Origin of the sequence: Burkholderia sp. MSMB1835 (genome assembly GCF_001526365.1) — a bacterium.
GTDB lineage: Bacteria > Pseudomonadota > Gammaproteobacteria > Burkholderiales > Burkholderiaceae > Burkholderia.
In genome coordinates this window covers 155,134-173,569 of sequence record NZ_LOYP01000034.1, presented here as the reverse complement: position 1 = coordinate 173,569, position 18,436 = coordinate 155,134, and the positions used below count along the sequence as shown (strand labels likewise).

General features: G+C 60.5%; 22 protein-coding genes and 1 tRNA gene. 17 read left to right on the top strand and 6 right to left on the bottom strand.

The window, feature by feature from the left end; genetic code table 11:
• Positions 1-49: 49 nt before the first annotated feature.
• Positions 50-379, bottom strand: coding sequence for a hypothetical protein (locus tag WS96_RS15215; RefSeq protein WP_059499109.1), 330 nt, complete (start codon positions 377-379; stop codon positions 50-52).
• Between the two features lie 143 nt (positions 380-522).
• Between WS96_RS15215 and eco the strand changes: the two genes are divergently transcribed.
• On the top strand, positions 523-1,023 hold the full coding sequence (gene eco, locus WS96_RS15210; protein ID WP_059833479.1) for a serine protease inhibitor ecotin: 501 nt from the start codon (positions 523-525) through the stop codon (positions 1,021-1,023).
• Positions 1,024-1,044: 21 nt separating this feature from the next.
• On the opposite strand, the gene WS96_RS15205 is transcribed toward eco, so the two are convergent.
• Positions 1,045-1,677 carry a TetR/AcrR family transcriptional regulator gene (locus WS96_RS15205; RefSeq protein ID WP_059833477.1) on the bottom strand — a complete coding sequence of 211 codons (633 nt, stop codon included), beginning with the start codon at positions 1,675-1,677 and terminating at the stop codon, positions 1,045-1,047.
• 115 nt (positions 1,678-1,792) lie between these two features.
• Here WS96_RS15205 and WS96_RS15200 point away from each other — a divergent pair, with 115 nt between their 5' ends.
• Positions 1,793-2,533, top strand: a complete 741-nt coding sequence (locus tag WS96_RS15200; RefSeq protein WP_059833475.1) for an SDR family NAD(P)-dependent oxidoreductase — start codon at positions 1,793-1,795, stop codon at positions 2,531-2,533.
• A 53-nt stretch (positions 2,534-2,586) separates the two neighbouring features.
• Here WS96_RS15200 and WS96_RS15195 read toward each other — a convergent pair whose 3' ends face one another.
• Both WS96_RS15195 and WS96_RS15190 read right to left on the bottom strand, forming a co-directional pair.
• Complete coding sequence (locus tag WS96_RS15195) at positions 2,587-2,919, bottom strand: hypothetical protein (protein WP_059833473.1); 333 nt, start codon at positions 2,917-2,919, stop codon at positions 2,587-2,589.
• A gap of 223 nt (positions 2,920-3,142) precedes the next feature.
• Positions 3,143-3,219: transfer RNA gene (locus tag WS96_RS15190), tRNA-Met, on the bottom strand.
• 172 nt (positions 3,220-3,391) lie between these two features.
• On the opposite strand from WS96_RS15190, the gene WS96_RS15185 reads away from it, so the two are divergent.
• From WS96_RS15185 to WS96_RS15170, 4 genes are all read left to right on the top strand, one after another.
• A complete protein-coding gene (locus WS96_RS15185; RefSeq protein ID WP_080747809.1) occupies positions 3,392-3,973 on the top strand; it encodes an RNA polymerase sigma factor in 582 nt (193 codons plus the stop codon).
• A 12-nt stretch (positions 3,974-3,985) separates the two neighbouring features.
• On the top strand, positions 3,986-4,294 hold the full coding sequence (locus WS96_RS15180) for a hypothetical protein (protein WP_059833471.1): 309 nt from the start codon (positions 3,986-3,988) through the stop codon (positions 4,292-4,294).
• Between the two features lie 2 nt (positions 4,295-4,296).
• Positions 4,297-4,593, top strand: a complete 297-nt coding sequence (locus WS96_RS15175) for a 4Fe-4S dicluster domain-containing protein (protein WP_059833469.1) — start codon at positions 4,297-4,299, stop codon at positions 4,591-4,593.
• Positions 4,594-4,690: 97 nt separating this feature from the next.
• Positions 4,691-5,413 carry an O-methyltransferase gene (locus WS96_RS15170; protein WP_156443636.1) on the top strand — a complete coding sequence of 241 codons (723 nt, stop codon included), beginning with the start codon at positions 4,691-4,693 and terminating at the stop codon, positions 5,411-5,413.
• Between the two features lie 189 nt (positions 5,414-5,602).
• Here the strand turns inward: WS96_RS15170 and WS96_RS32440 are convergent, their stop codons facing one another.
• Both WS96_RS32440 and WS96_RS15160 read right to left on the bottom strand, forming a co-directional pair.
• The gene (locus WS96_RS32440) at positions 5,603-7,465 is read right to left on the bottom strand and encodes an ATP-dependent nuclease (protein ID WP_082720262.1); all 1,863 of its coding nucleotides are present in this window, start codon (positions 7,463-7,465) and stop codon (positions 5,603-5,605) included.
• A 725-nt stretch (positions 7,466-8,190) separates the two neighbouring features.
• On the bottom strand, positions 8,191-8,766 hold the full coding sequence (locus WS96_RS15160) for a recombinase family protein (RefSeq protein ID WP_059833465.1): 576 nt from the start codon (positions 8,764-8,766) through the stop codon (positions 8,191-8,193).
• An 82-nt stretch (positions 8,767-8,848) separates the two neighbouring features.
• Here WS96_RS15160 and WS96_RS34055 point away from each other — a divergent pair, with 82 nt between their 5' ends.
• From WS96_RS34055 to WS96_RS15115, 11 genes are all read left to right on the top strand, one after another.
• Positions 8,849-10,717: a hypothetical protein gene (locus WS96_RS34055; protein WP_179949942.1), complete on the top strand. Its 1,869-nt coding sequence runs from the start codon at positions 8,849-8,851 to the stop codon at positions 10,715-10,717.
• 285 nt (positions 10,718-11,002) lie between these two features.
• Complete coding sequence (locus WS96_RS15150) at positions 11,003-11,515, top strand: hypothetical protein (RefSeq protein ID WP_059833463.1); 513 nt, start codon at positions 11,003-11,005, stop codon at positions 11,513-11,515.
• Between the two features lie 137 nt (positions 11,516-11,652).
• Complete coding sequence (locus tag WS96_RS32435) at positions 11,653-11,916, top strand: helix-turn-helix transcriptional regulator (protein ID WP_082720261.1); 264 nt, start codon at positions 11,653-11,655, stop codon at positions 11,914-11,916.
• Positions 11,916-12,191, top strand: a complete 276-nt coding sequence (locus WS96_RS15145) for a hypothetical protein (RefSeq protein WP_082720260.1) — start codon at positions 11,916-11,918, stop codon at positions 12,189-12,191. Before WS96_RS32435 ends, WS96_RS15145 begins: the two co-directional genes overlap by 1 nt.
• Before the next feature lie 358 nt (positions 12,192-12,549).
• A complete protein-coding gene (locus tag WS96_RS33670) occupies positions 12,550-12,726 on the top strand; it encodes a hypothetical protein (RefSeq protein WP_124475393.1) in 177 nt (58 codons plus the stop codon).
• Positions 12,719-13,021 carry a hypothetical protein gene (locus WS96_RS15140; protein ID WP_059664705.1) on the top strand — a complete coding sequence of 101 codons (303 nt, stop codon included), beginning with the start codon at positions 12,719-12,721 and terminating at the stop codon, positions 13,019-13,021. The genes WS96_RS33670 and WS96_RS15140 overlap by 8 nt, the downstream gene beginning before the upstream one ends.
• On the top strand, positions 13,014-13,226 hold the full coding sequence (locus WS96_RS15135; RefSeq protein ID WP_006765346.1) for a hypothetical protein: 213 nt from the start codon (positions 13,014-13,016) through the stop codon (positions 13,224-13,226). The genes WS96_RS15140 and WS96_RS15135 overlap by 8 nt, the downstream gene beginning before the upstream one ends.
• Positions 13,219-13,566 (top strand): hypothetical protein, encoded by a 348-nt coding sequence (locus WS96_RS15130; RefSeq protein WP_059833459.1) that lies wholly within the window; start codon positions 13,219-13,221, stop codon positions 13,564-13,566. Before WS96_RS15135 ends, WS96_RS15130 begins: the two co-directional genes overlap by 8 nt.
• A gap of 9 nt (positions 13,567-13,575) precedes the next feature.
• The gene (locus WS96_RS15125; RefSeq protein ID WP_059833457.1) at positions 13,576-13,902 is read left to right on the top strand and encodes a hypothetical protein; all 327 of its coding nucleotides are present in this window, start codon (positions 13,576-13,578) and stop codon (positions 13,900-13,902) included.
• 127 nt (positions 13,903-14,029) lie between these two features.
• Positions 14,030-16,891 (top strand): DUF927 domain-containing protein, encoded by a 2,862-nt coding sequence (locus WS96_RS15120; RefSeq protein WP_059833455.1) that lies wholly within the window; start codon positions 14,030-14,032, stop codon positions 16,889-16,891.
• A 678-nt stretch (positions 16,892-17,569) separates the two neighbouring features.
• Complete coding sequence (locus tag WS96_RS15115; RefSeq protein WP_059833452.1) at positions 17,570-18,367, top strand: TIGR02391 family protein; 798 nt, start codon at positions 17,570-17,572, stop codon at positions 18,365-18,367.
• Positions 18,368-18,436 lie beyond the last annotated feature (69 nt).

Sequence of the window (18,436 nt, the reverse complement as noted above, 5' to 3'; positions counted from 1 at the left end):
GCCGGTCATCGGCGGGCCGTGCGTGGATACAAACGGTTGCAATTGCGCGTCAGTGGCGATGACCGCCACCGTCGCCGCGACCGTGTCCGCCGCCACCGCCGCCTTCGTTCCAGTCGCCGCGGCGTCCGCCGCCGCGCCACCAGCCGTTGCCGCGGTTGCCGCGATCGCCGTCCCAGTGATGGTAGTCGCGCCGACCGCGATCCCAGTCGCGTCCGCCGCCACCGCCCCAGATGTTGACCGTGCCGTACACGGGCGACGGGGCGTACGCATAGCCGGGATCGGAATAGTAGGGCTGCCCGTAGCCGTATCCGGCGTCCGGGGCGACGACGCAGCCGGCCAGCAGGGTGGCGACGCCGGCGGCGGCAATGAGCTTCAGCATGATGTTCTCCGTTGGTTCCGCTATAAGTACCGCGCCCGGGGATTGCCGGCTGTTTGCAATTGTGTCGCCAAATTACAGCCTCGTAAGGTCTTGCGACGAAAGTGTTAGCATCCGGGGCTCATTTGTTTTTCAGGAGCACATCGATGAAATTCGCGATCCGGGCCGCACTGGCCGCCTGCTGCGTGACGACGGCCGCCGCATGCGCGGCCGCGCCGGCATCCGCACCCGCCGTGCCGGCCGAGTCGATCAAGATGTTTCCGCAGGCGGCCGCCGGTCAGCAGCGCGCCGTGATCGCGTTGCCCGCGCTCGAGAACGAGGGCGATGCGCGCGTCGAGCTGATGATCGGCAAGACGCTGCAGACCGACTGCAACCAGCAGTGGTTCGGCGGCGAGCTGACCGCCGAGGACGTGAAGGGCTGGGGCTACACGTATTACCGGCTCACCGACGTGAAGGGGCCGGCATCGACGCTGATGGCGTGCCCGGGCCAGGCGCCGCAGCAACGCTTCGTGCAGGTGCGCGGCGACGGTCAGCTGCTGCGCTACAACAGCCGTCTGCCGCTCGTCGTGTATGTACCGGATGGCTTCGACGTGCGCTATCGCGTGTGGCATGCGTCGAAGGACGTGCAGCAAGCCGCGAAGCAGTAATCTCCCGGCGGCGTCCTGCCGCTATCCGCCAGTCGCGCCGGCCGCGCCGCGCGCGCCGACGAGCGCCGGCCAGGCGGCCAGCGCGGCCTGTGCGACGGCCTCCAGATCGCGGCGGCTCGCGCCGTCGCGTGCCTGGATCGACATGCCCTGCTGAACCGTCACGTAGTAGCGCGCGATCGCATCGAGGTTCGCGTGCGCCGATATTTCGCCGGTCGCGACGCCTTGCGCGAGGCGTTCCCGCAGCGCGTCGACCGTGCCCTCGCGCATCGCGATCAACGTTTGCCGGACCATGTCGGAACGTTCGGCCGGATGCAGCGCCGACAACACGATCAGGCAGCCGGCCGGCTTCGCGCGCCGCGTGAACACGCGTGCGGTATCCATCAGGTAGTTCCGCACGGCGTCGTACGCCCTGGCCGCCCGTTCGACGCCCCCCCAGATTTCCCGCCCCTCGGTTGCGCGGTAATGCTCGAGGGCTTGCCGGAACAGCGCTTCCTTGCTGCCGAAGGCCGCATACAGGCTCGGCGACGCGATACCCATCGCGGCCGTCAGGTCCGTCATCGACGCCCCTTCGTAGCCGAGACGCCAGAACACCTCCATCGCGCGATCCAGCGCCGCTTCCTTGTCGAAGCTTCTCGGTCGGCCTCGTTCAGCCATTGCGTTCGTCCCTTCGTCGATATCTGTATCGATCGATAAAATAAATCAATTGACTGTGCGGCGCAACTTCCATCATTCTGTGTCGGTCGTTACACAAATGAGGAAAGGAACCGACATGAACCGACTTCAGGGCAAGCGTGCACTCATCACCGGCGGCAGCCGCGGCATCGGCGCGGCGATCGCCAAACGGCTGGCGGCCGACGGCGCCGACGTGGCGATCACGTATGAAAAATCGGCCGAGCGGGCGCAGGCCGTCGTCGCCGGCATCGAAGCGCTGGGCTGTCGCGCCGTGGCGATCCAGGCCGACAGCGCCGATCCGGTGGCCGTGCGCAACGCGGTCGATCGTGCCGCGCAGGCGTTCGGCGGCCTCGACATCCTCGTCAACAACGCGGGGATTTTCCGGGCCGGCGCGCTGGACGAGCTCACGCTCGACGATATCGACGCGACGCTGAACGTGAACGTGCGTGCGGTGATCGTCGCGTCGCAGGCGGCGGCGCGTCATCTCGGGGAGGGCGGGCGCATCGTGTCGACCGGCAGTTGCCTCGCGACGCGCGTGCCCGATGCGGGGATGAGCCTCTATGCGGCGAGCAAGGCCGCGTTGATCGGCTGGACGCAAGGGCTCGCGCGCGATCTCGGCTCGCGCGGCATCACGGTGAACATCGTGCATCCGGGCTCCACCGATACCGATATGAATCCGGCCGATGGCGAGCACGCCGATGCGCAGCGTTCGCGGATGGCGATTCAGCAGTACGGCAAGGCCGACGACGTGGCTGCGCTCGTGGCGTTCGTCGTCGGGCCGGAAGGGCGGTCGATCACCGGGACCGGGTTGACGATCGACGGCGGCGCGAATGCATAAACGCCGATGCGCGGCGTGAGCGGGCCGGGTGACGGTGGGTTCGTCGTCGTTCGCTATCGGCAGCCGACGCGCTGGTGCTCGGCTTCCAGGTCGGCCCGTTTGTCGTAGGCCCGCAGTTCGTTGCGCGGCTTGCCGTCCGGGCCCATCCCGCGCACGACCTTCTGGCCGCGGTCGGGCGAGTGCGTGACCGCGTCGATGCCGGCGGCCAGTTCCCGGCAGCGGGTGTCGAGGGACGTGTTGTCCGGACGCGGGGCTGCCGACGCGGTGACGTTGGCGATGCCCGGGCTGACGTAGCGCTGTTCGGCGGAGGCCGTGTCGGTGTCGGCGGCGTTGGCCGTGCCGATCGTCGTTGATAGCGCGGCGAGCGCCGCGATCGTCCGAAGCATGGGCGAAGTCCGTGTGCTGAACTGAAGAAAGTTCGGAATTCTACGCAACGTTCAGTGCATGTCGGCGGCGAACGGGCGAGGTGCGCGCGTGTGTCGCATATCGTAGTGAATGCTCGATTGCATACATCATCCGTGTGCCGCCTGCGAGCGTCAGCAATATCGCGGACCGCTGAATGGCAAAAAGCCCGCTTGCTTTCGCAAAGCGGGCTTTTTTTTCGGTATTTGGTTGCGGGGGTAGGATTTGAACCTACGACCTTCGGGTTATGAGCCCGACGAGCTGCCAGACTGCTCCACCCCGCGGCGCGAAGTGTACTTGGGTCGGTGCGCAGAGTCAAACGATTCGTGCGAAGACGGCCCGATCTCATATCGGGCCTGTTCCTTGAAACGACTGCCGCGCAGGAAACCGACGCGTACGGCCGGAAAATTTTCATCTTCGCCACAATATTCGCGCGCCTGAAACGTCTTCAGACGCATGGAACCGCCACCCACTTCGCAAACGATGACCGACCCAGACCGCGACATCACTGCGACGGTGATGCGTGAACGAACGAGGCTAGGGAACTTCATTCGGCGCCGGATACGCGACCCGGACGATGCCGAGGACGTTCTGCAGGATGTGCTTCACGAATTCGTCCAGGCTTATCGACTTCCTGCGCCGATCGAACAGGCGAGTGCGTGGCTGTTCCGTGCCGCGCGCAACCGCATCATCGATCGTTTCCGCAAAAAGAAGGAGCAGCCGCTGACCGATCTGCTCGATGCCGACGACGAAGCGGACAGCGAGTATCGCCTGGATCTCGCGTTACCGGCGCACGACGCCGGCCCTGAAGCGCGCTACGCACGCACGCTGTTGCTGAAGGCGTTGCAGGATGCGCTCGACGAGTTGCCGGCGAATCAGCGCGAGGTTTTCATCGCACACGAACTGGAGGGGCTGTCCTTCAAGGAGATGGCCACGCAAAGCGGCGTCACGCTCAATACGCTGCTGGCGCGCAAACGCTACGCGGTCCTGCATCTGCGTGCTCGACTGCAACCCATTTACGACGAACTGGATATCTAGAGGAGTCGACGGATGAATTTTCGAATCAGATGTGCGGGCAAGGCATTGCTCGTGGTGGTCGCCATAGGCGTGCTCGGATGGATCGTCATGATGCTGTGGAACTGGGTGATGCCGGCGCTGTTCGTCGGCGCCCGGACGATCGACTTCGCGCATGCGCTGGGGCTGCTCGTGTTGAGCCGCATCCTGTTCGGCGGATTTCGCGGACACCGCGGCTGGCACGGCCGGCGCCACTGGCGCAAGTGGGAAGCCATGACACCCGAAGAGCGCGAGCATGTCCGGGCCGCATGGCGATCGCGCGGCGACCGGCGTCCGGAGGAGTGAACATGCGCGAAAAATCAACGGACGACTGCAAGCAGAAGGCGGGGGTGATCGCGCCGGTCGTGGACCTGAAACGTTGCGAAGGCAAGGGGGATTGCGTCGCCGTTTGCCCGGAAAACGTGTTCGAGGTGCGGCGCATCGATCAGGCCGATTACCTCGACCTCGGGCTGATGCATCGCTTGAAACTGCGCGTGCATGGAATGAAAGTCGCCTACACGCCGAATGCGCAAGCCTGCCGCTCATGCGGGCTATGCGTGACGGCGTGTCCCGAACGGGCGATCACGCTTGCCAGAAGGGCATAGCGTCGTCCGGGCTCGCCGATGACGGCGCGGTATCGCTCGCAGTCCGACGGATGGCAGCCGCTGGATCCGCCGTTCACCTGATCAATCTCGTCAAGGAATGCACTTGGCTTCAACCATCGACGTTCTTTTGCAACGGCTTCATGAAGAAAGTCGGAGCGAAATCATCACCCGGGCCCGCGCGCAGTTCCAGGGGCCGAATGAGGCGTTTCCGACGCTCGTCGACGAATACGAAACGCTCGCGCCCCGGCTGCGAGGGCGCTTTCTCGAAACGTTCGGCCTGTTCAGCGACGATTTCGAATCGTCGGAAAGCGGTGCGCTGTCGTTGGCCGTGTCGGCGGAGACGGGGCGATTCCTGCGCAACCTCGTGCTGTCGCAACGATCGGCGAGAATTCTCGAGTTCGGGAGTTCCTGCGGCGTGTCGACCCTGTATTTTGCCGACGCGCTGCGTACGTTGAGCCGTGGCGTGGTCATCGCGACCGAACGTGATGCGCTCAAATGCGCGCGCCTGCGGGCTCACGTCGAAACAGCGGGGCTGGATGCCTATGTCGACGTGCGGGAGGGCGATGTATTCGAGACGGTTGCCGAACTGGCCGGGACTGTCGACATGGTGTTTATCGACGTATGGGCTGACGCCTATCTGAAGCTGTTCAGGCAGATCGAGCGCCTGCTGCGGCCGGGGGCGATCGTGCTTGCCGACAATATGTACACGGCCGAGGACGCCGTTCGACCGTACAAGACTTACCTCGACGAGGATCCGCGTTTTTCGACCACGACGCTGGATTTCGAGTCGGGGGTCGAGTTTACGGTGGTCGTCGCTTGAGCGGGAGGCTGTGGATCTTGGGGGAGTTAGAGCTTGGCTGGTCCCCCGACAGAATTCATATTGGCTTACACATGCGAGGTTACAGGCGGTCTATTCGAATAGATACCAACAAAAGTACCAACATACGATGTCGGCTTGCCGGATTGCAAGAGGAAGGCGGCTGATAGCCGCCTCGAAGTGCGAGCAGATCTATTCGCCCGTAGCCGAGAAGCAACCCTTGAGTAAGTCTGCAATGGGCGTCAGCTGATCAGGCGCGTTGGCCAGCAGCCAATCGGTTAAGGCGACGGAGTGCGTCGTTTTTCGGTATTCCTCTGGTTGTTCGGGGATAGAAGCGAATATATCTCGCAGGAGTTTTGGGGCGTTCACGCGTTGAAGCCAATCGAGTGATTGCCAAGGGTGCTCTTGTTTGCCGATGGACGCCGCTGGGTCGATGTATTTTTGCGTGTTTCCATTTTCGATTATCCATTTTTTTACATTGTCGGTATCAATGGGGATGCCGATGCTGGATGACAAGGTGCTGGATATTGCGTCGGGGTGTAATAGGTAATTCTCATAGCAGCGGCGATCAAGGAAGATAACTGATCCGCCAGATTCCTTAATTAAATCGTCAATGTCTCTTTGGTTGCGTTCTTCTTTGTCGAAAATAAACCCAATTGCCGGAGGGATTAGTGATCCGGCATTCGACAAATTTTTATAGGTATCAAAGACCATCCGAGGTCGCACGCGCCGACCGCCATCAAAATCGCCGGTAGCGTTAACTTTCAAAACCGCAACGCCAACCATTTCTAAGTTTGCTACGTGAAGTGCGATCTTTGGAAATGTTAGTTCCTCAGTTTCTCCCTCTACCCAGAGTATCTCGTCTGCACCATATACGTCAGACAGTCGGGCGCCGATGCTTGCTAGTCCTTCTTTAATATGCTCAATATTGGATGGATCAAGTTTTTGCACCAATGAAGTTCCGCCGTTGTTAAGCACGACAGCAATGGATTCTGGGGCGGACGAGCGAATTACTTCCGGTGAGTGTGTGGTGATAATGTATTGATGACGTATTGTCAGTGTATTAAGTATTTGCAGTAGTGATCGCACTGCTTTCGGATGCAAGAAACTATTCGGCTCGTCGATGCCAATGACTATCGGTTCCAGTGAAATCATAGCCACGTACAGGATCGCCAAAACCTGACTGACGCCTGTACCTGCTTGCGACAAGGGTATAGAGAGATCGAATCGGCGGCTGGTTGCTGGAGTTAGCCACGTTCTAATCTCAAGCATCTGATTGTTTGGAACTGCGACCGACTGTATACGGTGGACGGTTGGGAAAATCTTATTGACGTACCGGACGTACTCCTCAAAAAGATCCGGCTGTTGAGATTGCATGGAGTTAAGACATTCGGCGAGGTTGCTCGCATCTGGATTAAGAATTGTCGATGCTCCAAATGGGCATCTGTAAACATTTAACCGTTCTGCGCGAAACTTATAAAGCTTTGTTTTGAATGAATTCCATTGGGTGTCAATTAATGTTGATATCGCTGAAGTGCCGTAGTTTGATATCGCTCCCCCTTGGAGGTTTTCCCCGGGTGGGCAGCGGTAAGCCATGATCATTTGATTGGCAGCACGGCCGGCACTAAATTTTTGTCCCTGTATTGCGAGAAAAAAATCGATCTGAACGTTGGATTCTTTGCGAAGTAATTCAAATCCAATGTCCAGGGAGTCTGTTTCTCTCAGGAAGTTAGGGAAGTCGAGTGACGGAATCATGTCGGATGATGGAATCGGGAGGAGTGCCTGCTCGCCGAGATATTTCCAAACTTCCGATTTCTCGATTGAGATTTCGATTCCGATTCGCTGCTCTGTTCTTATTGCGCTTGAAGGTGATGGTTTTGTTTTTAGGGAAAGGTGGGGTTCGTATGCTATTGAGTCAAATGATAGCGCCTGTAATACCGTGCTTTTTCCGGAATTATTTTCGCCAAGTAGAAGATTCATTCCGGGTTGCAAGGGAATTTCGGTGGCATCAGCGAAGCTTCTATAGTTTGATATGTCTATTTTCGTTATGTACATGGCGAAATATCCGTGTCGGTAGTCCAGTCGGAGCCAAGTTCGCAATCGCCATCCCAAAAGCCGGTGCTTTCGTCGATCCTGAACCCCGGAGTTGGCCGAAGCCCGGAGACAGGTCCGGGTATCCGCATCCGAAGTGCATAGTTCCGGAGCGACAGAAAGCGAACATCGTTGGAGATTTGGAGACAATCACATGTTTCGGTCTGTCTGCCTTGTCTGGCAAGGCTTCAGTTATCTCCAAGTGTATCTCCAGAACTCCAATTTTTTGAAGACAAAGTTGGAGCTACATCTCGGAAGCATCGCGTGCGCTCACCATTCGTGTGTCGCACCTCGATCTGGGACGCCGCGCGCAAAGAATCTCCCGTGCCGCCGCTCTTCCGGCGTGCGTGCACTCGACGACGTTATAAGTCAGCCGAGGAAAACGCACTCGTCATCGGCCCAAATCATGCTCTATGCTTTGCGCTTCTTCGATTGGAACATGCATATGGATCTTGATGAGCGGACAAAGCAGCATCTGAGGATGAAGCGGCAGGAGTTGCGGTCGGGAGAACCGATTCGGATGCCCGGACCGATGGGGACGGAGACCTTTCAGCCGGCTAGGCCACATCCACATTTCGAGCTTGACGATGCAACGTTGCTCGCGATCTACCCACTACCGCGATAACGTGATCACGGGTTTAGATGGCAGGCCGTGAGGCCTGTCACAAGTTACTTTGGCCGACAGGGCTTTACGCTACATCGCGTATCCGCATAATCGTCTGCCGACTTGTGTCATACCGCTTCGCGAGACTTGCGACGCTCGCGCCGTTGGCAAGTTGTTGACGCACTTCGATTTGCTGGCGTTTGCTCAGTGCAGGCGGACGGCCCATCGCTTTCCCTTCGGCCTTTGCGCGTGTTATGCCGGCTTGCGTCCGCTCGATCAGCAGGTCGCGCTCGAACTCGGCCACTGCGTTCAATACTTGCATTGTCATACGTCCGGCCGCGCTCGTCAGATCAACACCGCCGAGTGCTAGGCAATGAATTCGGATGCCGCGTTTGGCCAAAGCCTCGACGGTCGCGCGTACGTCCATTGCGTTTCGACCAAGGCGGTCGAGTTTCGTCACGATCAACACGTCGCCTTCCTCCATTCTCAGGAGCAACTCTGCAAATCCCGGCCGCTGAGCTGCGCTGATGCTACCCGAAATGCTTTCTGCGACTATTCGGCGGTTGTCGACGGAGAACCCGGCCATCTCAATTTCTCGGAGTTGGTTGGCTGCTGTCTGATCGGTCGTGCTAACGCGGGCGTACGCGAAGGTTCGTGACATGTTGCGCACTCGTTGCGTACGAAAAGGATGTCCGAATAATATCCTATGTCCGAAACGTCGTGAGCCATATTTTCGGACATATGTGATCGCCTATGTCCGAAAGGGTTCGGTTTCGGACATGCAGGCTATGTTGGAGTTTGGGAGCTTTGCGCCTGACTGCTTAGGTACCTTGCGCGATGGGGGGCCAATGAATGCGCCTGATACCATGTCGGCAAAGGTCCCGGAGATAGAGCCAATGCCAAACCTTTGCTATTGGTCGGTGTGTTTTGCTCACCTTCAAAGAGACGATCCGAAATTCTTCGGATTCTCTGAGTATCTTGCCGCCGTTGCTCTCATGGCCTTGGCTTGGACTATTGCCGACGCACGATACAAGTTCCGCATTGCCACGGCACCCATACCGCTTGAGACGGTCACGTTTTCAGTGGTCGGCGGTGTCGGCCTGCTAACGCTGCTTACCGACTGGTGGCGTGCTGAACAATGGGTCGTTCCGGTCGGAAGAGTAATCAGCCCAGCCGGCTGGCAGGCGTTACTCGGGCTTGTTTTTCTTGCGAATTTTGTTGTCTGGGTGTACTTCGCATTCATCAAGCCGCCAATCTATGGTCGACTGAACGCTTTCCGTTTTACCCGGGAACTGTACCGCGTCGTCCTTCAAGGTTCGCAGGAGCAACTGCCAGTAATCGCAGACGAACTCGCGCGCTCTGCAGGCGCGCTAGTCCGGCATTCCTGGCAAATGGAGGAACTCGGCCTCGCAAAGGCGATGTCTCCGGTCGAGGGTAAGAAGCCAAATCGCCGCTTTCTAGTCCGCCAGTGTGCATACGAGGCGCTCCTGCTAATCGCGGATAAGAAATTTTGCCGTCAGGCTGTCATGGCGTCTCCTGTCATTGTCCTTGCATTGTTCTCGGAACTTCGCGATCAGAAGCGCTATCGGGTGCCTCTCGGCACGTTTGCAAGAAATTTTACGGCCGCTGCCATCGCAAACAAGGACTCGTTCGCATATCACGAAGTTGAGGGGTATGAGACTGGTATCGTTGGCTATGCAAAGCCCATCACAACTGCGTTGTATGGGGAGTATGTCGCAATTCAGTCGTTGGGCGAGGTATTCGATGTCCACTATGAGGAGCAATGGCAATGGGACGCAACGCAATGGAAAGCGTATTGCCGCCTGCTGCTGGTTACCGCACGTGATTACTTTGCGAGCGGCAACCTGTGGGAGTACCCGCCGGTTTTTGGTCGCGCGTTCGACGACATCGAGAATTCCGTGATGAATCTCCGTAAGCTCAATGGCGCTGCAACGGACGCATGGAAGCACGACGAAGTCAGAAAGCTTAATGTTGCGGTCAAGTTTGTACTCGAATTCATCAAGCTCATGGACGGGCACGTTGACGCGCGCCATGTGACCCTGAGGCGTCGTGAGGAGGATTATGGGAAGGATGTATGTGACTTAGTCGCGGATCTGATGTTCGAATTGATAGTCCACGCGTCGCTTATCCAGAAGCCGCGCGATCTATGCTGGTCCGTGCAGCACAACGACGTGTGGAGCAACTTTTTCGAAGGCCGATATCCGAAAGGTACCGCGGCAGAAATCGTCAGCTTCAAACTGAAGCGCCAACTGCTCAATGAAGTGACGCGAATGGATAAATTCGTGAACTACAAGAGCACCCGCGTGCTCGGAATGCTGCTCAACGTTATGGGTTTGAAGCAGCATCGCACCGAACGTAATACGGGCATGCAAGGTTTGCATCGAGCTGTCCTCAGTTGGACGGTCAGAAATTACGCTCGTCTTGCGGAGGAATCACCGCACGTAATGGAAACGGTGTTGTTCGCTGGATTGACCTATGACCCGGATGGGCCAAGTCTTATCTATACCCGCGAACGGATTTTGGACCGTGAAGTTGTGCCGGTCGTTCTTAAGTTGAAGCGGGTAGTGGAAGATGCCGAACCGGCGAAGTAAGTCGTGAGAAAATGTGGCTCGTCGAGCCTAGGGCGGCCACCTGAAAACCGGATACCTTCACCGGCTGGCTCGGCGTTCTTCGTGAAGGCCGCACAGAAGGGTGCGCTATTGCTACGTATAAAGACACCTAGTCCAGTTCTCAAACACAAGCCACGCGCCGGTTTTCGTTCACGACGCTCGCGGCAATGTGTCAGAAGAAGCATTCTCTCTTTCGCCGCCATAGACGCAAAACACCGAGCGTCTCAGCCTTTTGCTGCGGAGGACGGTGAAAGTCCATTCGGGCGGATGCAAGACATCATTCCACGCGATGTGCCGGTTGGGGAGGCGATGGCCTTGCTGGCCGGCCTGCTCGTCAAGTGCATTGACGAGGGTGATCTGCGCACGGCGCAAGAGCTGATGAAGCATGAGTTGTTTAATAGCCGTACGTTGGAAGGCGTGGTGCTGTACGCGCGCCGTGAAACCGAATCTGCACTGCTCGAACGAATTAATGCTTTGCACGATCAGCTTGCCGAGCATGCTGAAGAGCGCGACATGTCGCAGGCGCATTTGGCGCAGCTCCAAGCTGAACAACGAGAGCGGCAAGATCAGGCCATGCGGGAAAGGCAAAAGGCCATCAAACCGGCTCAGGCTGCACGGCTTGCTGGTGCAAAGAATACAAAGATCGTCGAAGAATTTAACAGGCGTCGGCGTAGTGGTGAGGACTTTCAGGGGCGCAACGTTTGCTCAGATATTGCGGCTCGCTTCGGCGTCACGGCTGATCACGTGCGCAAGCTGAAACGGGCTTGGCTTGCCACGTGAATTGGTAAAACGCGATTCACGCAACGATAGTCTTGTTTTGAATGGTGCTAAACGCGATTGTCGATACGTCGGTCGCGTTTGGTGCTTCAAGCTCCCGTTTGTGCCGATGGTGGCACAGCTACGCTCAGGGAGCACAAATGTCCGCAAAGAACGCATTCGCAACGCAAGCCCCGGTGACTCTGCCGCTCGATGGCTTTTCCAAATGGGCCGATCTGCGTCCCTTCGTCCGCCTGTCTCGCGAGACCGTCCGCAAGCTTGAGCGGGAGGGGCGCTTCCCGCCCGCAATCCGTCTGACTCTGCGTTGCACTGTTTTTGACAACAGAGAGACCCATCGTTATCTCGCTGATCCGCTGAACTATCGTGCCGCTGATGTCGCGGGCAATGTGACGGAGGGCGCGTGATGACGAACGCAACGAATGCACGTGCAGTGGCGCGTGAAACCAAAAAGCAAGCCGACGCGGAGTTCTACGATTGTGAACTCTCTCGCCTGCACGAACTGTTTAGCGACGTGCTCCAGTGTACGGAGCAGGGTGTGCGGCGCGATGCCGCATGCATGATCGTTACCGCTGCTGGCGTCTTCGAGCGCGACGCGGTTCGGATGCCGACGCGCGCCAAGCATGCCGTCCGGCTGCTGAAGGAAGCCATTTTCATGCTCGATCCGAAGGTGGCGGCATGATCGTCCGCCAAAGTCACTTTGATGGCTCGGGACGATGGTTGCGTGACGGCCGCTCCGGCTCGCGCCCACCTCGATTTGCGCATCCGGGCCGTGCGCAGTATCCTGTGGGCGTCGCTGAGACAACGGCGACCGGGTTTGGCGACCCGAGAATCAAACGGCGGACGACCGCCTCTGTGCGGTTTTTTTACGTCCGTATGCCTTCGCGCGCCTCTACGATCAATGGGCGGGCCTTGGTAGGGCGACCTTCGGGTCGGCCGGTTTCCGTTTGTACCGGTTCGCCAACCCTGCCTTGCGCCCGCTCACCCCATTTGGCGATGGGGAGCGGGGTTCAACCCGCAACAAACGGAGGTCGCACCCAATGCGCCAGTCCACGCACGCCCATACCGGGCCGCAATCCCATCTCATTCAATCCATCGTCCGCGCAGCGCTGCGCGACGCGGCAACCGCCAACACGTATCAAGACGCACTCGACGCAACCGGTGCGGCACTGGCCGCAATCGCAGCGCTCGTCCGTGCGGAGGTGCGTCATGGCTGAGCTGCGCTGCAAGATTGGCGACCTGGCGATCGTCACGAAGTGCGATGCGCGCTCGCGTATCGGCATGCTGGTTGAGGTGGCATCGGCTCGGCCGACGCCCGACCACGATTGGCGTGTGCGGATTTTGGGCGGCCCCGTCTCGGGGCGTAGCGTCTGCGGTCGCCGGTCTGGCGATTTCGCGCACGCGGCCGTCTTTGACTGGAACCTCACGCCGATTCGCGGCGAAGCGGAGCTGGATTGCGCGATCGACGTCCGGCACCTCCTCGCGTCGATTCTGGAGGTGCGCCATGTCTAAATACCGCCTGCCGAACGAAGTCACGATGATCGCCATGTGTGCGGCCCATCAATTCGCCCAGCTCGAAGCCCTGTTCGATGCTGTCCGTTCGCATCTTGCGGAGGGCACCTACGAGCGAGCGCTCGTCGACATGGGGCAAAGCGTTGCGAGCCGCTATTCGGCCGAAATGCGCCGTACTGCGCAGCCGGAGGTGTGCCATGACTGACCAGCGCATCCGAACCGCGGTTGTCGACGGATTCGACAATGCACCGCCGCTGGATACCGGCGCACCGATCGAGCTGCAATTCGCCGTCGACCTTGGCGCGATCTGCGCCGACGCATGGCTCGACCTGAAAGGCGAAGTGCGGCTGCACGACTACGCGGCCCATCAAGCCGCCGCCTTTGCGCGCGGCATGGAAGCCGCCATGCAGGACGCAGGCGACGTCGACGCGCACCGCGTGACGATCAGCCGCCAAGCGTTCGCGGCCGGCCTGATGGGGCGGGTGCAGCAACACCTGTTTGCGGCGCTCGGCCTTGTCACGCGCGAACCGCGCACGACGCACTGAGGGGCCGCCATGGCAAAGACGAACAAGAATGCCGTGCAACCGCTCGCGTCGCACTTCGTGGCCGAGGTGAACCGGCCGGACGGCAACCGCATCGGCACGCGCATCAGCGATGCAATGGAGCTGCTGGACAGCCTGCATTGGGCGGCCGACAAGGCCATGTCCGATGACGACTACTGGCTTGTCCTGAGCCTGTTCCGCGCGTCCCTTCCGTCGATCGGCGCGGCGCTGGAGGCGGCCAATGACGCCCTTGGCGAATCGCGGCTCGGCCGCTACGTCTACAGCAACGACGTCACGGCCGGCGGGGCCGTTCTGTCGGTGCCTCGCGCGGCCGGCTGACGCTGCGGCGCTAGGCATCATCGAATCATTCAATTCTTCGCGCGTCGGGTAGCTGCTTGCCCGATATGGACTACTAATCGGAAGCCAACCGATGCGCGTCCAGTGGGAACCTATGAGTAACGCACCCATGTCCGAATTCGAGCGGGCGAGAGTCGCGCTCGGCTATGTCCCGCCCGACGATCGCGATACGTGGCGTCAGGTGGGGATGGCGCTCAAGGCCGAGTTTGACGAGGAGGGCTTCGCCCTCTGGAACGAATGGAGCCAAGGCGCGCAGAACTACAACGGCAAGGACGCGCGTGATGTGTGGAAGTCGTTCAAGGGCGGCAAGATCACCATCAACACGCTGTTTCACCTCGCCAAGGCCGGCGGCTTCGATCCGCGCGCGCATCGGGCCAAGCCCGTCGATCCAGCGGAGCGCGAGCGGCAGAAGGCCGAGCGCGCGGCCCGCGAAGCGGCCGAGCTGGCCGAGCTGACCGAGAAACAGCAAGCCGCGTCGGAGCTTGCCGAATCGATCTGGTCGGCGGCTGAGCCCGCGCCGGCCGATCATCCGTATCTCGTTCGCAAGCGCATCCCGGTCGACGCGCTGCGCGTCTATCGCGGCGGCTTGTGCATCGGCACGGCTGCGTGCGACGGCGCACTCGTCATCCCGGCGCGTGACGCGGACGGTAAGCTGTGGACGCTGGAGTTTGTCCTGACGGACGGCCAAAAGCGCTATCTGCCGAACGGCCGCAAGGCGGGCTGCTTCTCGCTGATCGGCGGTCCGCTATCTTCCGCGCCGTCCACGCTGCTGATTGGCGAGGGTTACGCCACGTGCGCGACGCTCGCGGCCGCGACCGGATATCCGGCCGCTGTCGCTTTCGACGCCGGCAACCTGCACGCCGTGACGACGGCGCTGCGCGGCCAGTATCCGGCCGCTCGTATCGTCGTATGCGCCGATGACGACCACACGACGAAGGGCAATCCGGGCGTGACGAAGGCTCGCGCGGCGGCCGAGGCTGTCGCCGGCATCGTCGCGGTGCCCGACTTCGGTCCGAATCGCCCGGCAGCCGGCACCGACTTCAACGACCTGGCTGCGCACCTCGGCCCGGATGCGGTAGCCGCCGCCGTGCGCGCTGCGCTCGCGCCGACCGGCTCGGCGGATGCCGGCAAGGGCAAGCCCGCTCCAGCCGCCGCGAAGCCCACCAAGCGCCCCAAAACGGCCCGCGCTCAGGACGGCAAGTCTCGGTTCGTTGTCGACGACAAGGGCGTGTGGTTTCACGGCTTCAACAATCAGGGCGATCCGCTGCCGCCGCATTGGGTCAGCACGCGGATCGACGTGATTGCGGAGACGCGCAACGAGATGAACAGCGAGTGGGGCTACCTGCTCGAATTTACCGATCGCGACGGCATCCTGAAACGATGGGCGGTTCCGGCCGGCCTCTTTGCCGGCGACGGTACGGAACTGCGCCGCATGCTGCTCGACATGGGCGTGAAGCTCGGCGTCACGCAGATCGCCCGCACGCAGATCGCGAACTATGTGCAGATGGCGCAGCCGGACGAGCGTGTGCGCTGCGTGCCGCGCGTCGGCTGGCATCACGGCGCGTTCGTGCTGCCTGACCGCGTCATCGGCACCGGCAAAGAGGCGTTGATCTATCAGGCCGATACGCCGATCCAGAGCCAGTTCAAGGAGCGCGGCACGCTGGACGACTGGCAACGCGAGGTCGCAGCCTACTGCGTCGGCAATAGCCGCCTGCTGTTCTGCGTCGCAACCGCCTTCGCTGGTCCGTTGCTGCACTTCTCTGGGCTTCAGTCGGGCGGCTTCCACCTGCTCGGCACAACGTCGAAAGGCAAGTCGACGGGCGGCGTCATCGCCGCGTCCGTGTTCGGCTCGCCGGACTATGTGCGGAGCTGGAAGGCAACCGACAACGCCCTCGAAGCCGTCGCCACGCAGCATAGCGACGCGCTGCTGATTCTCGATGAAATCGGGCAAGTCGAGCCGCGCTTGGTTGGCGATGTGATCTACATGCTTGCGAACGAGTCGGGCAAGGCCCGCGCGTCGCGTAGCGGCTCGGCAAAGCCGGTCCTCACGTGGCGGCTGCTGTTCCTGTCGAACGGCGAAAAGAGCGTGTCCGCGCTGATGGCCGAGGGCAACAAGCCGATGAAAGGCGGTATCGAGGTGCGCTTGCCCGCGATCCCGGCCGAGGTCGGCGAAATGGGCGTCGTGGAGAAGCTGCACGGCTTCCCGACGCCGGCCGCGCTGATCGAGCATCTAGAACGGCACGCCGGCATGCACTACGGCACGGCCGGCCCCGCGTTCATCGAATGGGCGTCGTCGCAGGCCGGCGAGCTGGCCGAGCATCTGCGCATGCGCGTCGACGAGCTGGTCGGGCAATGGGTGCCGGACGGTTCGCATTCGCAGGTCGCGCGTGTCGCAAAGCGGTTCTGCCTTGTTGCGGTGGCCGGCGAGCTGGCGACGGCGCACGGCCTGACCGGCTGGCCGCAGGGCGAAGCGGTCGAGGCCGCGCGTCGCTGCTTCGAAGGCTGGCTCGAACTGCGCGGCGGCACCGGCAACTCGGACGAGGCGGAAGCCGTGCGGCAGGTACAGCATTTCCTCGCCGCACACGGCGACAACCGTTTCGTGTGGATGAACCGGGCGCAGGACGACCATCGTCCGAACGTGCCGCATCGAGCGGGCTTCAAGCAGCACGTGAAGCGCGACGAGCGGCGCACGCCCATCGCCTCCGATCGCGAGTATTACGCCGAGTTCGGCGGCAAGATGAGCGCCGACGATGCCGAAAGCGTCGAGACGGAATACCTGATCGAAGCGGCCGTGTTCCGCAAGGACGTGTGCGCCGGCTTCGATCACAAGATCGTCGCCAAGGCACTGATGAAGCGAGGCGTGCTGATGCCGCGTAGCGACGGCTATCCGTACCGGCAGGAGTACATCCCCGGTCACGGGAAATTCATGGTCTACCGCGTGTTGCCGTCCATCTTCACGCTTGAGCTATGAAATGCACCGCCGCCGTCCGGGAGGGCGGTGGCGGGCATTCCTTTGCGCGGCATTTTTGGGCGGTGCGTCAAAGTTACTTTGAGCGATACGCTCCAGACGGAACCGGGCGGGCGGCTGCCGCGAATCTTGCCTCAACCGTAACAATCCAGCCCGGTTTATCTCCAGTATCTCCAGCGTTCTCCAAATCGTTTGGAGACACACGAAGCCTTACCCCACAAGGCTTTGCGGCCGATTCAGGCGTTTATCTCCAAATCTCCAACTCGTTTTGTACTGAGCGGACAGGCGTCGATCGCCTGTATCGATCGCGAAGCCAGACGGGGCGCGGCTCTCCGGGATTTGAGGTGCTTCGCCAACGCGTTTTTGAGGGGGGTGTCCGCGATGCGCCCCGATCGGGCATTGTTGCGCCGGCCGCAAGTGTCGGGGCGGGCGGAAAGCGGGGGACCCTGCGTCTAGGGCAAAGACGCGGGGGCTCACACCCGCGTGTTTTTCCTACTCCCGGTCCGCCTAAGGGGGGTCATATTCATACCGAAATGCAGGGAGCCGGCAGTGCAGTGCCAACTCTGAAAAGTCGGTGGGAGGTGCGCGACAAGGGGGGCATATCGTCGCGGAGGGTGTCGGGCTAGCAGGGGATGACGCCTGCTATGATCATCGGAAATCAACGGCGGCAAGAGAGACCAAATGGTGACGAGAAAAGCCCAGCCCGCACAACCTCGGCAGGCCAACCTTACGCCCGATCAGATGCGGGCCGCGATTCCGAAACTTGAGCGCAGAATCGCCGAATTGAGGGACTTCGATCCGACGACGGTCAACGCACGGAATGATCCACGAATCGGTGTCATGGATAAAAAACTGGAGCAGACAATAGCCGACGTTTTCGGCGTCGATACCGTCGAGTTCTCCCGGTATCGACCGCGCAGTATCGACAGAGGCAACATCTACTTCGGGTCCGAGCTTCCGCTGCATGAGGTGCGACAAGGCCTCAACTTGGGTAAAGCCGAGCAGACGGCTAACCTGCAAAGCATCATCGACCTATTCAAAGAAAACCTAGAAGACGGGGCGGAAACGCCCGCGAGTAAGGCACGCCGTAGTTTCGGTGATCTTGATCTACATGCGGACATAGCGCGCGAGTGTTCGAAGCTTTTCGAGGACGGCCATTATGCACAGGCGGTCGAAACCGCGTGCAAGGTGCTGGATATGCTGGTGCAGTTCCGAAGTATGCGTCCGGATGTGACCGGTACGGCGCTAATGCGCTTGGTCTTCAGCCCGAAAGCGCCAATCCTCAAATTCAATGATCAACAAAACGACAGCGAAAAGAGCGAGCAGGAGGGGATGATGCACCTGTACGAAGGGGCGATGATGGCGCTTCGCAATCCACGTGCACATGGCATTACCCAAGATCACCCGGAGCGCGCAGTCGAGTACCTAAGCTTCGTTAGCATGTTGGCAAAGGCGCTGGATAGAACGCAACGGGCGTAACGCAGCAATCGCGACGTTGAGCAACAGGCGTCTCGGAGTTCGGTGAGTCATTAAAGAGTGCGCACTTCC

Coding starts and splice junctions, on each gene's coding strand:
- WS96_RS15145 (WP_082720260.1), top strand. CDS start 11,916: ATGACGAACGCAACGAATGCACGTGCAGTGGCGCGTGAAACCAAAAAG.
- WS96_RS15175 (WP_059833469.1), top strand. CDS start 4,297: ATGCGCGAAAAATCAACGGACGACTGCAAGCAGAAGGCGGGGGTGATC.
- WS96_RS15215 (WP_059499109.1), bottom strand. CDS start 379: ATGCTGAAGCTCATTGCCGCCGCCGGCGTCGCCACCCTGCTGGCCGGC.
- WS96_RS32440 (WP_082720262.1), bottom strand. CDS start 7,465: ATGTACATAACGAAAATAGACATATCAAACTATAGAAGCTTCGCTGAT.
- WS96_RS15195 (WP_059833473.1), bottom strand. CDS start 2,919: ATGCTTCGGACGATCGCGGCGCTCGCCGCGCTATCAACGACGATCGGC.
- WS96_RS15160 (WP_059833465.1), bottom strand. CDS start 8,766: ATGTCACGAACCTTCGCGTACGCCCGCGTTAGCACGACCGATCAGACA.
- WS96_RS15170 (WP_156443636.1), top strand. CDS start 4,691: ATGCACTTGGCTTCAACCATCGACGTTCTTTTGCAACGGCTTCATGAA.
- WS96_RS15185 (WP_080747809.1), top strand. CDS start 3,392: ATGGAACCGCCACCCACTTCGCAAACGATGACCGACCCAGACCGCGAC.
- eco (WP_059833479.1), top strand. CDS start 523: ATGAAATTCGCGATCCGGGCCGCACTGGCCGCCTGCTGCGTGACGACG.
- WS96_RS15130 (WP_059833459.1), top strand. CDS start 13,219: ATGACTGACCAGCGCATCCGAACCGCGGTTGTCGACGGATTCGACAAT.
- WS96_RS15200 (WP_059833475.1), top strand. CDS start 1,793: ATGAACCGACTTCAGGGCAAGCGTGCACTCATCACCGGCGGCAGCCGC.
- WS96_RS15150 (WP_059833463.1), top strand. CDS start 11,003: ATGCAAGACATCATTCCACGCGATGTGCCGGTTGGGGAGGCGATGGCC.
- WS96_RS15135 (WP_006765346.1), top strand. CDS start 13,014: ATGTCTAAATACCGCCTGCCGAACGAAGTCACGATGATCGCCATGTGT.
- WS96_RS15125 (WP_059833457.1), top strand. CDS start 13,576: ATGGCAAAGACGAACAAGAATGCCGTGCAACCGCTCGCGTCGCACTTC.
- WS96_RS15180 (WP_059833471.1), top strand. CDS start 3,986: ATGAATTTTCGAATCAGATGTGCGGGCAAGGCATTGCTCGTGGTGGTC.
- WS96_RS32435 (WP_082720261.1), top strand. CDS start 11,653: ATGTCCGCAAAGAACGCATTCGCAACGCAAGCCCCGGTGACTCTGCCG.
- WS96_RS15205 (WP_059833477.1), bottom strand. CDS start 1,677: ATGGCTGAACGAGGCCGACCGAGAAGCTTCGACAAGGAAGCGGCGCTG.
- WS96_RS33670 (WP_124475393.1), top strand. CDS start 12,550: ATGCGCCAGTCCACGCACGCCCATACCGGGCCGCAATCCCATCTCATT.
- WS96_RS15120 (WP_059833455.1), top strand. CDS start 14,030: ATGTCCGAATTCGAGCGGGCGAGAGTCGCGCTCGGCTATGTCCCGCCC.
- WS96_RS15140 (WP_059664705.1), top strand. CDS start 12,719: ATGGCTGAGCTGCGCTGCAAGATTGGCGACCTGGCGATCGTCACGAAG.
- WS96_RS15115 (WP_059833452.1), top strand. CDS start 17,570: ATGGTGACGAGAAAAGCCCAGCCCGCACAACCTCGGCAGGCCAACCTT.